Origin of the sequence: Nostoc sp., assembly GCF_036918245.1 — a bacterium.
GTDB lineage: Bacteria > Cyanobacteriota > Cyanobacteriia > Cyanobacteriales > Nostocaceae > Nostoc.
Window position 1 is genome coordinate 69909 of sequence record NZ_JBALEF010000106.1, and the last position, 13195, is coordinate 83103.

The 13195-nt window shown below is 44.4% G+C and carries 14 protein-coding genes; 9 read left to right on the forward strand and 5 right to left on the reverse strand.

The genetic code is table 11. The annotated features are described in order from the left end of the window. Positions 1–63 precede the first annotated feature (63 nt). Positions 64–285, reverse strand: coding sequence for a hypothetical protein (locus tag V7L12_RS30970; protein ID WP_335090267.1), 222 nt, complete (start codon positions 283–285; stop codon positions 64–66). Positions 286–763: 478 nt separating this feature from the next. Between V7L12_RS30970 and V7L12_RS30975 the strand changes: the two genes are divergently transcribed. From V7L12_RS30975 to V7L12_RS31000, 8 genes are all read left to right on the forward strand, one after another. Beyond that, positions 764–1006 (forward strand): hypothetical protein, encoded by a 243-nt coding sequence (locus V7L12_RS30975; protein WP_335090269.1) that lies wholly within the window; start codon positions 764–766, stop codon positions 1004–1006. Further along, complete coding sequence (locus V7L12_RS33420; RefSeq protein WP_442947934.1) at positions 999–1109, forward strand: type II toxin-antitoxin system RelE family toxin; 111 nt, start codon at positions 999–1001, stop codon at positions 1107–1109. The genes V7L12_RS30975 and V7L12_RS33420 overlap by 8 nt, the downstream gene beginning before the upstream one ends. 12 nt (positions 1110–1121) lie before the next feature. Then, positions 1122–1259 (forward strand): type II toxin-antitoxin system RelE family toxin, encoded by a 138-nt coding sequence (locus tag V7L12_RS33425; protein WP_442947936.1) that lies wholly within the window; start codon positions 1122–1124, stop codon positions 1257–1259. 71 nt (positions 1260–1330) lie between these two features. After that, positions 1331–1516, forward strand: a complete 186-nt coding sequence (locus V7L12_RS30980; protein WP_334848370.1) for a hypothetical protein — start codon at positions 1331–1333, stop codon at positions 1514–1516. A gap of 369 nt (positions 1517–1885) precedes the next feature. Then, positions 1886–3763, forward strand: coding sequence for an NAD(P)H-quinone oxidoreductase subunit F (locus V7L12_RS30985; RefSeq protein WP_335090270.1), 1878 nt, complete (start codon positions 1886–1888; stop codon positions 3761–3763). A gap of 51 nt (positions 3764–3814) precedes the next feature. Continuing rightward, positions 3815–4528 (forward strand): carbonic anhydrase, encoded by a 714-nt coding sequence (locus tag V7L12_RS30990; RefSeq protein ID WP_335090271.1) that lies wholly within the window; start codon positions 3815–3817, stop codon positions 4526–4528. A 206-nt stretch (positions 4529–4734) separates the two neighbouring features. After that, positions 4735–6231, forward strand: a complete 1497-nt coding sequence (locus V7L12_RS30995; protein ID WP_335090272.1) for an NADH-quinone oxidoreductase subunit M — start codon at positions 4735–4737, stop codon at positions 6229–6231. A 102-nt stretch (positions 6232–6333) separates the two neighbouring features. Continuing rightward, positions 6334–7641, forward strand: a complete 1308-nt coding sequence (locus V7L12_RS31000; RefSeq protein WP_335090274.1) for a CO2 hydration protein — start codon at positions 6334–6336, stop codon at positions 7639–7641. A gap of 94 nt (positions 7642–7735) precedes the next feature. Here the strand turns inward: V7L12_RS31000 and V7L12_RS31005 are convergent, their stop codons facing one another. From V7L12_RS31005 to V7L12_RS31020, 4 genes are all read right to left on the reverse strand, one after another. Continuing rightward, positions 7736–8953, reverse strand: a complete 1218-nt coding sequence (locus V7L12_RS31005; protein ID WP_335090276.1) for a glutathione S-transferase family protein — start codon at positions 8951–8953, stop codon at positions 7736–7738. Between the two features lie 495 nt (positions 8954–9448). Beyond that, entirely contained in the window at positions 9449–10669 is a 1221-nt protein-coding gene (chrA, locus tag V7L12_RS31010) for a chromate efflux transporter (protein WP_335090278.1), read from the reverse strand. Next, positions 10666–11106, reverse strand: coding sequence for a beta-lactamase hydrolase domain-containing protein (locus tag V7L12_RS31015; RefSeq protein ID WP_335090280.1), 441 nt, complete (start codon positions 11104–11106; stop codon positions 10666–10668). The genes chrA and V7L12_RS31015 overlap by 4 nt, the downstream gene beginning before the upstream one ends. A gap of 262 nt (positions 11107–11368) precedes the next feature. Next, positions 11369–12631, reverse strand: coding sequence for an RNA polymerase sigma factor (locus V7L12_RS31020; RefSeq protein ID WP_335090282.1), 1263 nt, complete (start codon positions 12629–12631; stop codon positions 11369–11371). 172 nt (positions 12632–12803) lie between these two features. Here V7L12_RS31020 and V7L12_RS31025 point away from each other — a divergent pair, with 172 nt between their 5' ends. Next, the gene (locus V7L12_RS31025; protein ID WP_335090284.1) at positions 12804–13163 is read left to right on the forward strand and encodes a YciI family protein; all 360 of its coding nucleotides are present in this window, start codon (positions 12804–12806) and stop codon (positions 13161–13163) included. Positions 13164–13195 lie beyond the last annotated feature (32 nt).

Sequence of the window (13195 nt, forward strand, 5' to 3'; positions counted from 1 at the left end):
GGAGGTGAGCAAATTTTACTACACGCTCACCCCTGTAAATTCAGGAATGGTTAGATATATTTGTTAGTTGAGGATCAAAGGTGCAATTTCGAGGTTCAAAAGTGCAATTTCGAGGTTCAAAAGTGCAACTTCGAGGCTCAAAAGGTCAACATTGAGCCTCAGAAGGTCAACATTGAGCCTCAGAAGGTCAACATTGAGCCTCAGAAGGTCAACATTGAGCCTCAGAAGGTCAACATTGAGCCTCAGAAGGTCATCGTCGAGCCTCAGAAGGTCAACATTGAGCATCAAAGGCTCATTTTTTGCCCTTTTATATTAAAATGCGATGTGCAACTTAATATTCTCACTTCTTTCCTAAAAGGCTACGGTGTACACACAAGTCAAATTACCCCCCTTAATCCCCCCTTATAAAGGGGGGAAACCAGAAAATCCAGTTCCCTCCCCTTTCTAAGGGGAGGGTTAGGGTGGGGTAAAACTGACGTTTCTGCTCCAAACAACAGTTTTGCAACAACAGGTAATGGCAGGACAATTGTTGGCAAGGCTATCACTCTTGCAACTGCGTAGCTTGCCGCCGTAGGCATCGCATCACCGTTGAGATAGCGAATAGCAATCTAATTCCTACTCAAAATTCTATAACGGTTTACAGGTGCGATTTCTGTTATTTTAGCGATCGCCAACTCTAGGGCGATATCTGACGACAAGCTGCCCTTAGCATATAAAGGAGGGAGTAAATCGACAGTGAAAAACATTAGCTATAGAAATAACTATGGAATCAAAGCAAGATGACATTACTATTCTTCAGGAAGCTGAGAAGCGTTTACGGCGACTGTCTCCAGAAAAGCTGCGGGTAGTGAGTGATTTTCTGGCGGATCTAGAAGAAAGAGAAGAAAATGAGGCGACAACGGAACTTTTGAATGTCCCTGGTTTTGAGCAAGCTTTGCGTGAAGCTATGCAGGAAGCTGAGGCTGGGGAAGTGGTGCCATTTGACAGTATTCGTCGTCATGTATGAACTGGTACTAACTCGCAAAGCACAGAAGTTTTATCAAGAAGTAGATGCATCACTAGCCCAACGACTAAACCGTTGTTTTGACCAACTGCGACAGAATGCTTAGGAACATCCAAACATCAAGCGGCTCAAAGGTGATTTCGCAGGTCTTTTTCGCTATCGAGTTGGCGACTGGCGAGTTGTTTATCAGGTGGATGAAGAACAGCAATTGATTACTATTTTACTAGTAGCTCATCGGAGCGATGTATATCGGTAAGTGTGTGGTGTGTCTCAAGTATTAATGTGGATATAGGCACTGCACAATAACTTGCATTACAGGAAATACTGATGGAACGCTCGAAAATAATTGCCATTCTTACAGGTGCGATTTCGATCATTTTAGCGATCGCCTACCTCATCCTAGTCCAACTCCTCGACTACCGAGACATGAAACCTGCCCCCATCAGCCAAGTTGTCTCGCCACCTGCCATTACTATCTCTCACTGGCAAGTTGACAAAATCACCCAAATATAAATTACATTTAGTCGATTTGTAGAGACGCAATCAACCGCGTCTCTCGTCATTTATATCAATTGATAAAACTAATGATAACTATTGATTTATCCCTGAACCAATGTATAGATAAGAATAAATACTTATATTCTTTGCTGGAATAGTTGATTATATAAGAAATAATTAGAGTAGTTATCTCAAATTTATTTAGATAAATTAATTCAATTTGGACAGATATAACGGTAAGCTATTTCTAAGAAAATTAAATAAAGATAAATTTGCTGTTCTGCGACGCCAAATAGCGCGTCGTGGACATCGTTAGGTTAACTGGGATCAACGTCAGTTGATTTAAAACCCATAATTTTTGATGACAATAATAGAGGTGAGTTGATGGCTCAGTTTCTACTTGAGACTGTTTGGCTAGTTCCGTGCTATGCCTTAATAGGTGGCTTGTTAGCCGTGCCTTGGTCGCCGGGGATCATTCGGAAAACAGGGCCAAGACCGGCGGGTTATGTAAACTTGGTGATGACATTTTTGGCATTTGTACATAGTGCGATCGCCTTACAAGCAACTTGGAATTATCCAGCCCAAGAAGTATTTATTCCGTGGTTATCTACGGCTGGTTTAGACCTGACTATTGCTTTGGATATATCCTCAGTCAGTGTCGGCGCTTTGGTTGTGATTACCGGCTTGAATTTGCTGGCGCAGATTTATGCGATCGGCTACATGGAAATGGATTGGGGTTGGGGACGCTTCTATTCTTTATTGGGATTATTTGAAGCGGGATTATGTGCCCTTGCTTTGTGTAATAACTTGTTTTTCAGCTATGTAATTTTGGAAGTCCTGACGCTGGGAACTTACTTACTAGTTGGTTTATGGTTTAGTCAGCCGTTAGTAGTTTCAGGTGCAAGAGACGCTTTCTTAACCAAGCGGGTGGGAGACTTATTCTTGCTGATGGGCGTGTTGGCATTATGGCCTTTAGCTGGAACTTGGAATTACACAGAATTAGCTGAATGGGCGGCTACTGCTAACGTCAACCCGACAACTATGGCACTGGTAAGTTTAGCTTTAATTGCTGGGCCGATGGGTAAATGTGCCCAATTTCCCCTGCATCTCTGGCTAGATGAAGCGATGGAAGGCCCTGTTCCCAGTACGATTTTGCGGAACTCGGTAGTAGTAGCTAGTGGTGCATGGGTGCTAATTAAATTGCAACCTGTGTTAACCATCTCGCCCATAGCTTCCTCGGCGATGGTTGCGATTGGTGCGGTGACAGCCGTGGGTGCTTCTTTAATTGCGATCGCTCAAATCGATCTTAAACGCTGCCAATCCTATTCTGTCAGTGCATACATGGGCTTAGTGTTCATTGCTGTGGGGGTACAGCAAGACGAAGCAGCGCTGTCGTTAGTCTTTAGCAACGCCATATCCGCAGCATTATTGGTGATGAGTACTGGCGGAATTATCTGGAATAGCATCACCCAAGATGTCACCCAACTTGGTGGACTGTGGACACGCCGCCCAATTTCCGCAATCGCCTTTATTATTGGAAGTTTGGGGTTAATTGGTTTTCCACCATTTGGTGGCTTTTGGGCGCTGATGGAATTAGCAGATAGGTTGTGGGAAACCCAACCTTGGTTAGTGGGAGTATTAATAGCAGTAAATGCTTTAACAGCCGTGAGTTTAACTAGAGAATTCGGTTTAATCTTTGGCGGTAAACCTACACAAATGAGTCAGCGATCGCCTGAAGCCCACTGGCCGATGATTCTACCAACAATGATTTTACTTGGCGTAAGCCTACATCTTCCTTTAGTGTTGCAAAGCTTATCACTTTTACCCGATTGGGCAAGCCTAAATAAAGATGTCGCACTACTTTTAATTATGTCGAGTATTTTCAGTTGCGGCATCACTGGCGTAATTTATTTAGGCAATATTCCTAAACCAATTCGTCTCCCTTGGCAAGGATTACAAGATTTACTGGCATACGACTTTTACACCCCCAAACTCTATCGGATGACGATAATTTTCAGCGTTGCCAAAATCTCGCAACTTGCCGATATGATTGACCGCTTTGTGGTTGATGGCATTGTTAATTTCGTTGGTTTATTTTCGCTATTAGGAGGCGAAGGTCTTAAATACAGCACCTCTGGACAAACCCAGTTTTATGCATTCACTGTTCTTCTAGGAGTGAGTCTTTTAGGAATATGGGTAACTTGGCCATTTTGGGGAGTACAGTTTTTAAATTTGGTTTTTCAAATCTCGACACTTGGGTAGCAGTAACTATCCGACTAAAAGTTAACAGTTTAATATTGTGAAGATAATTCCATGAGTATACAACATCCGCAGATAAATCTTTCCAGAAGAAGTTTATTCAAGTTTGGTGCAGGTGCGATCGGTACAGGTGTATTGACAGCCGGACTTGGTTCAAACTTACTTGCAGCCGAAAAAAAACCAGTAGAAGAAGATATCACGCCCGATAAGGCACTGCAAGAGTTATTAGATGGAAATGAAAGATTTGCCAAAAGAAAACGTCGTAATCCCGACCAAACATATTCACGTTTAGTCGAAGTTGCCAAAGGTCAAAAGCCCTTCGCTTCTATTCTCGGTTGTGCAGATTCACGAGTACCTTCAGAGATTGTCTTTGACCAAGGGCTTGGAGATTTATTTGTCTGCCGGATAGCTGGTAATATTGCCACAACACAGCAAATTGGTAGCTTAGAATTTGGCAGCTTAGTATTAGGCTCCAAAGTCATCATGGTAGTAGGGCATGAAAGATGTGGGGCGGTAGAAGCGGCGATTAAAGGTGCTCCAGTACCAGGACAAATTGGAAGTTTGCTTGCAGCAATTAAACCAAGTGTAGAAAGCTCAAAAGATAAATCAGGAGATAAGTTAGAAAATGCTTGTAAAGCAAATATTTTGGCGCAAGTTCAAAGATTGAAATCATCGGCAGTTTTATCTGAGTTAATCAAGGCAGAAAAGCTGAAAATAGTCGGTGGTTATTACGATTTAGATACTGGAGAAATTAGTATAGTAAGTTAGCTTTTTTGCCCTTTATCATTAGTCATTGGCTAAGAGTAAGTCATAAGGGACAAAAGACAAAGGACGAAGACGTAGGTTGGGTTGAGGAACGAAACCCAACATTATCGAGACTTTGTTGGGTTACGCTATCGCTCAACCCAACTTACTATTTTCTTAATCCAAGCGTATTGAGTCATAAAGGACAAAGGACAAAGGACAAAATTCCCATGTTAAGTGTTTTGATTTGGCTGCCAATTTTCGTTGCTATTTTCATAGCAGTCTTACCTGTAAGTATTCCTAAATATCGCATTCGTTTAATAGCATTAATTTTTTCAGGGATAGTTTTCTTCTGGAACCTTTTTATCCTGCTAAAATTTGATATCAGCAATCCTGGAATGCAATTTCAAGAGTATTTACCTTGGAATGAAACCCTTGGCTTGAGCTATCAATTAGGTGTTGACGGGCTTTCTATCTTGATGTTGGTGTTAAATAGCCTGCTCACCTGGATTGCTATTTACAGCAGTAGTAAAGAAACTGAACGCCCCCGGCTGTTTTACTCCATGATTTTATTAGTTAGTGGAGGAGTTGCAGGTGCTTTTCTTGCAGAGAATTTGCTGCTATTCTTCCTATTCTACGAACTAGAATTAATCCCCTTCTACTTACTAATTTCCATTTGGGGAGGGGCAAAACGAGGTTATGCTGGGATTAAATTCTTGATTTATACTGCTGTTTCGGGAGCATTAATTCTGGCGACATTCTTGGGTATGGTGTGGCTGAGTGGTTCTACTAATTTTGCTTTTGATGCAGTCTCTACAGAAAACCTGTCAACAACAAAGCAAATCCTTTTACTAGCAGGAATAGTGTTAGGTTTTGGAATTAAAATTCCCTTAGTTCCCTTCCATACTTGGCTACCCGATGCTTATGTTGAGGCTTCAGCACCAATTGCCATTCTTCTCGGTGGCGTGTTAGCAAAGCTGGGAACCTATGGACTGCTGCGATTTGGGTTGGGTATGTTTCCCCATGCTTGGAGTATTATTGCACCGACTTTGGCAATTTGGGGAGCAGTCAGCGCCATCTATGGGGCAGTAATTGCGATCGCTCAAAAAGATATCAAGCGCATGGTAGCATACAGTTCCGTTGGTCACATGGGCTATATCTTGCTAGCTGGTGCTGCTAGTACTCCCTTAGCACTCGTTGGTGCAGTCGCCCAAATGTTCAGCCACGGTATCATCCTAGCCATTCTTTTCCACTTGGTAGGAGTTGTAGAAGCCAAAGTCGGTACACGCGAGTTAGATAAACTCAATGGTTTAATGAGTCCCATACGCGGTTTACCCTTAATTAGCGCCTTACTAGTTTTAAGCGGTATGGCTAGCGCAGGTATTCCCGGTTTAACAGGATTTATCGCGGAATTTATCGTCTTTCAAGGCAGTTTCTCTATCTTTCCCCTCCCGACAATTTTGTGTATAGTCGCTAGTGGATTAACCGCAGTTTATTTTGTCATCCTCCTTAACCGCACCTGTTTTGGCAGACTGGATAACTTCGCCTACTATCCCAAAGTTCTTTGGTCTGAGAAAATCCCAGCTTTAATCTTGGCAGCTTTCATCATCTTTTTAGGAGTACAACCCACTTGGTTAGTACGTTGGAGTGAATCCACAACTACAACAATGGTGGCTGCAATTCCTTCTTTGGAAAAAACTGTTATCTCTGAAGTGGTAAATAATTAAGAGTTTTTAAACGCAGAGGAACGCAAAGTTTAACGCAAAGTAGGGCAGAGTTTTTGAATTCTATTCGCTAGAAGTTTACGCAATTGAGTAAATATCATTACCATGACTGCAATTAAAACAGCAATTAAATTACCTCCTTCCAAGCACGAATTTGCTGACGTAATTCATCGTCTAGAAGCAGGCGGTGCAATGTTACCCGATACTCCAGAAAATTTGATGCAAATCATCGGTTTGTACAAAGCTTATGCTGTGCCGATGGATTTTTACTGGCGTGACCTACTTTATGTTGCCGAACGCGAATTTTTAAACCCGTTACCATTCTTTAAATATTTTTTACCCAAAGAGTATTTAGAACTGCATAATCATTACGCTGGCGATGATGCCGATTTAAGAATTTGGCGCGGCGAAGCTACTGCACATCCAGAACTTTTGGCATTTATTGAGAAGGGTGAAACTTTCAAAATGCCGAAGTTGTTGCATCACTTGTTGCACGATCGCATTAACATGGAATTTGCGGAAGCTTGTTTGCGGGCGATGTTGTGGCACAGAGGGATGGGTGGACAATTTGACCCTTACCTAGATTCAGACGAATACAAAGCCAACGCTGACCGAGCAATTAAAGCTTACTTCCAAGGAAACCCCGTAATGCTGGGACTTTACAAGCTGTTCCCCGATATGTTTTTGGAACAGTGCCGCCAGATGTCATACTACGCTAATCTGGGCTTATTCTGGGAAGTTATGGCCCCAGTATTCTTTGAAATGTCCGATCGCTATGACGAAGGCACCATTAGCAGCGTCCCAGAGGCGATGAGCTTCTTAGTTAATGGTATATTTGCGATCGCAGGTCGTCCGATTTACCATCACGTTTATATTCGTGGTGAATGCTACGAAATTGTCCCCAAATCCAAGGGTTTCATGTGGCTATATGAAGCCGCATTACCTTATGTAGAAGCAGTTTTCTACCGTACTGCACCCTTTAGAGGAACAAAATCTTATAATGCTCAAGCGCGTCAAGTACCGGAAGACCAGAAAGACTTTCACTATGGTATTCTTTACGCTGATGTATTTCCAGTGGGTACTGCTGGCATTCCCCCGACATTATTAATGCAAGATATGTTGCATTTTTTGCCACCATATCTTGTTGATTATTACAGCCAACATTGCCGGGGTGAAGAAGATATGTTGATTCAGTTAGGAGTTAGTTTTCAACGATCAATGTACTGTGTCACTTCTGCGGTAATTCAAGCCTTGCGAACTGCACTTTTATATCCTTTAGATGACCAAAATCCCAAGCATTTACAAGCCAATCGAGAGTTTTTTGAAATGCAGCTAAATCGCTTTACCCGTGCTGACTACAATATTCGTGATGCTGCTCGTTTGGGGAGCATTCAAAGTCAAGATTATCGATAAGATATCTCCATCTAAAACCTTTGTAGAGACGTATCACTGCTACGTCTCTACATTCTTTTATACCAGATGTCTAATGTACCTGGAAATGCGATCGCTAATAAAGAGATGCCAACACTTTATCTGCTGCTCCTCGGAATGCAGTTGCAGCACCAGCACTCATATCCCGTGGCGCACAGATGCGATTTCTCACATAGGCGAGTGTGATAGCACCAATCGCGGCCGCAGTCGGGTCGGCATTATCTTTACCACCCACGCGTCCCCACGGTAATGCTGCACCATTGCCATTGATGAGATAGTCAGCCAGTAATCTGAGGTGAAAATCAACCACTTCTTTAACGGCTGTTGTGTCGCCATTGACCGCCAATGCTTGCACCCCGGAGTTTTTTAGAATATCTCCTAAAGCAACTTCTCGGTTATCAGTCAACCTCTCAGCCGCTTCTGCCCGAAATTGGATTTCTTGGCTAACAGCTGGGTCAGGGGGTAAGGGATTGCCGATTGGTGTCACGCCCCATCGACGACGCAAAAGTAAATTGTTGGTGGTATCATCCGATTTGACGCGGTGATAAGCGGGGCGCTGTTTGAGCGCTTCAAACCAAGCATTGATCTGAGGATACCGGGGATTTCCCTTGAGTTGATATCCCCGATAAACGGGTAAGTTAGCTGCCAATCTGTCTAAATGGGGACTATAGGTAATATCTACGACGCTAAATGTTGACAAAAAGTAGGGTCCAGGATATTTTCCGAGAAGTTGCTCCAGTTCGTCTAATTTCGCTTCAAAAGCTGCCTGTAAGCTTGCTAATTCATTCGGATCTTCCGGGGCTTGTCTGAGAAATTTGTAAGCGATATCTCTCACACCATTGGTTTCAGCATCCTCAAGCCACTGCCTAGCAACGGCGTTTTCCTCTGGGTCTTCAGGGAGCAAGGTTGGCCCAAATCGTTCTTCTAAGGCTAACAGAATCTCTTTGGATTCATAAACTAACTTGTCCTCAATTTTCGCTGCCGGGACAAGGGTTGTGGGAACTAAATCGGTATACCATTTAGGCTTGTTGCTCAAGTCGATAAACTCTGTTGCAAAGGGAATTTCTTTTTCTTCGAGAGCAAACCAAACCCGTTCGCAAAATGGACACCAAGAGTTAGTATCGCGGTAGAGCAGTACTGGCGGTTCTGTATCTGGTGGCAGTTTATGAAGACTGCCAGGGATGGGAGCAGTAGAAGGAGATTGTCCTGGTCTACGCACCCGTCGAGCCGGAGTATTTTTTTGGGCAATTTCTAACAGTTCTTCCCAATTAGGTACTGTGTCTTGAATTGACATATTTCACCTTAGTTTAAGTTAACTTTATTTGAACAAATGAGTCAGGAGTTAGAAGTTATATCATTGATTATTAAGTTTCTTATCTCTTGAGGATAGTAATTTAGACAGTCGAATAGAAATATAAAAATTGGCATGAAAAATTTATCCGTCACTGTTTATAAGTTCAATCTAAAGTATGCATATATCTGTGCTATAACGCAAAGCAGCAAACTTTTTCTAGATAGCAGACTTCAGGCTATAGACTAGTATGTTTACAGCTTTTAAATAGATAACAATCTGAGCTTTTGAACTTTCATTATAAGTAGGTGGGCGTAAATATTTGTCGTTGGGATAAAGCAGGAGGCAGGAGGGAAGAGGGTTTTAGCCTCGTTCATTTTTGTTAACATAGTTTGGTTTTATTCTGCCGACATACTTAAGCTACGGTAAATACATAAATTTACCGGAGTTAATGGTAATTATCACATGAAAATAGTTTGAAAGCAAGATTTTGCAATTTTATCGAGTGTAGCCCAAGAGTGAAGCACCCCATCCAATGAAGGCGCTACCAAAGACTAGCCATGCAGCATTGATGCGAAAGTGAATAGCTAAAATAGCTGAGACGATCGCGATCGCTAAACCGAGAAAATCTACAAATGGGTGTTGTGGTAATGTTAAAGTCGCTGCCCCCAGTTGCAGAGTAGTAACAACCATTAGCGCTACAGCACTAACATTCACAGCATCCAAAAATGCTCTAGTCCAAGAAGAGGCTCGTAAGCGGGGGATTAGGGGATTTAGGGCAGCAACGAAAACAAAAGAAGGTAGAAAAATTCCAATGGTGGCAACAATTGCGCCAGGTATGCCAGCAATTACATAACCGATAAACGTAGCAGTGGAAAGTACTGGCCCAGGGGTAAATTGGCCAATTGCGATCGCATCTAATAATTGCTGTTGTGTCAGCCAGCCGTGTTCTTGAACTAATCCCCCTTGCAGAAAAGCTACTAAAAGGTAGCCACCACCAAATAAGACACTACCGACTTTGAGAAAAAACCAACCCAATTGCCATAAAGAAACGTTGTTTACAGTAGATGCAGTAGCTAACGATGCCGCAAGTACAGTTGATGCTTTCAAAGTTGCACCTGTGCTGAGACTAGCAATCAGAAAGTTGGCTTTATCTCCTGGTTTGTCGTTTTTCTCGCCAGAATGTAACCAAACCATACCCAGCAATCCCCCAATTAATAGGGCAATTACTTCATTTAATTTAAATAACAATGTCAGCAATGCCACAGCGAAAGCGATTACTAGTAATTGGCGAGTTTTCACAGCCTTTTTTGCCAAGCCCCACAGGGCATTGATAATGATTGCTAAAACAGCCGGTTTAATGCCATAAAGTAAAGGAGCTACTTGGGGTAGAGTGCCGTAAGCAACATAAACCCAAGCAAACCCACCAGTAATGAGAACCGCAGGTAAGACAAAACAAACGCCTGACACAATCAGCCCCAGCCATCCTGCATAGATGTATCCTATATGAATAGCCATTTCTGTAGAATTTGGCCCAGGAATTAGGTTAGTAGCGCCCAGCAAATCCAGAAAATGCTCCCTTGTCAACCACTGACGCCGCTTAACCACTTCATCTTCAATCATGGCAATATGGGCAACCGGGCCCCCAAAGCCGATAACACCCAGTTTAAAAAATAGGTTGGCGAGTTCACCCAAACGACTTGGTGCTGAATTAGTCATTTTTGCTTGGCAATATACTTTTCAAGTAGGAATTGCTTGAGGTGCGGTTGTTCTAAATTTAAACCAAGCTCTTGAGCTTTCTGACTAATTTTCTCATAGGTCAGACCTTCACTAATAGCATTGGCAATCAAGGCAATACCACCAGCCCTTGCTCCAGCAGCACAGTGAATTAAGATTGGTTTAGGTAAGTTCTCAATCTCCTGAATTGCTAATTCTGTTTGCTCTTGATTTGGTTCTGAAGGCTTTAATGGGACATTGGCATATTGCAGTCCAGCCGCTTGAGCTTGCTGCTGTTCGTCACTGAGAAAACCTGCTTCATCGGGAGAACGTAGGTTCAGCACTGATTTAAATCCCTCTTGGGCTGCCTGTTTTAACTCTTCTGAAGTGAGTTGTCCAGCGGCGCTCAAATCATCACTAACTTTTTTAGTGTTGCTCATAATCTTTAAACACACTTTTTCGATAGTTTTATCGTAGTTTATTCTGTAATGGCTGGCTATATGCCTACTGGGTGCGATCGCGTGAAAAATACTGACCGACAGCAAAATCTATAACAACGGTTTAATGTTGCTACACTTGAACCGAGCAGACTGGCATCATGAAAGTGCGATCGCATCGCAGTCGGGCATAGCCAGCAAAAGCAGAACGTTTTCGTCAATATAGTAAGTAAATAATTCTTCGCCTGTCCGGTGATGCTGGACGTTAGGGCTGAACTTGGCGCAGCCGACGCTCCAGAAAGCGGCGTTCGCTGTCATTACTGACTAGCATGAGCGCGAGCGCGTAGCTCTGTGCGGCTGACGCTGAGGCTCCGATGCGGCGCAGCATCTCGGCACGGGTGGCGTGAAATAGATGGTAGCCATTAAGTTGGGGAGCAAGCCCATCAATGAGTTCGAGGGCCGTCTGAGGAGTCTCTATCATTGAGATCGCCACCGCCCGGTTCAGCGAAACAATCGGCGAGGGCTGCAAGCGTTCGAGCAAATCGTAGAAGCGGACAATTTGTAACCAGTCTGTTTCTTCTGCTTGTGCTGCCTGACAATGTAGTGCCGCGATCGCTGCTTGCACTGCAAACGAACCAATCTCGCCCCGCAATGTCTCTTCAACGAGCGGTAGCGCCTCAGCAATCTGCTGTTGGTTCCAGCGACGACGATCCTGATCTTCGAGCAACACCAGATCGCCTGCCTCATCCAAACGGGCATCGCGCCGGGAGTCGTGCAGCAACATCAGCGCCAAGAGTGCAGTCACTTCTGAGGGCGGTTGCGGTGCCATCAACGTCCTCACGAGGCGACCCAGCCGAATCGCTTCTGTGCAGAGGTCAGCCCTCACCATCGTCTCACCTCTAGTCGTCGCGTAGCCTTCATTGAAAATCAGATAGATCGCCGTCAGCACTGCGTCTACCCGCACAGACAGATCGGTTGTGTCCGGCACTTTATAGGGAATACCTGCATCCCGAATCTTGCGCTTGGCACGCACCAGCCGTTGCGCCATTGTTGCCGTGGGCACGAGAAACGCCCGCGCAATTTCATCTGTCTCAAGTCCGCCCAACAGCCGCAGCGTCAAAGCAACCTGCGCCTCGATCGCCAGTGCTGGGTGGCAGCAAGTAAAGATCAGCCGCAACCGATCGTCTGGAATTTCGTCTGTGTCATAAGTTGGCTCCTCGCGGGTTGGAATCAACCCGGAGGCGGCGTACCATTCCAGTTTTTCCGTCAGCCGTGTTCGCCGTCGCAAGCGATCGATGGCTTTGTATCGGGCTGTTTTGATGATCCACGCACAGGGGAGATCGGGCACGCCGCTGGACTGCCATTGATTCACGGCGGCTATAAAGGCTTCCTGTACCGCTTCTTCAGCCACGTCGAAATCCCCCACCAACCGGATGAGGATGGCGACGATCCGTCCCCATTCAGCCCGGTAAAGGGAGGCGATCACTTGGTTTACGTCTGTTTTTGCGTTTGGGATTATACCTGACATAAAAAATTTTTGGCGAGGTGTCGATTTGAGTCAGCACCGTTCGACTTACTAACAAAGGGAAACAACGGAGGTATACCCCAATCGTACTAAATGATAAAAATTTTTGGTGGAGTGTCGATTTGAGTCAGCACCGTTCGACTTACTAACAAAGGGAAACAACGGAGACAACCCCATGAAATATTTGCTGCTGATTTACCTGGAGGAAAATGCCCTGAGCCAAACCGAACGGGAACATTGTTATGTAGAATCCGCGCAACTGGCACAACAACTCAACTCGAAGGGGCAGTATCTTGCGACCGCCCCGCTCCACCCTGTCGCAACTGCAACCAGCATTCGGGTGCGCGATGGCAAATCGCTAGTAACTGACGGGCCGTTCGCAGAAACCCGCGAACAATTGGGCGGTTTTTTTCTGATTAATGCTCAGGATCTCGACGAAGCGATCGCGATCGCCGCGCGGATTCCAGGCGCGCGCTTCGGCACCGTTGAAATTCGACCTGTGATTGAAGTTGCTGGCTTGCCAGAGAATTCGTAACTGCACTCAACCTCAACCCAAAAGGAGAGATT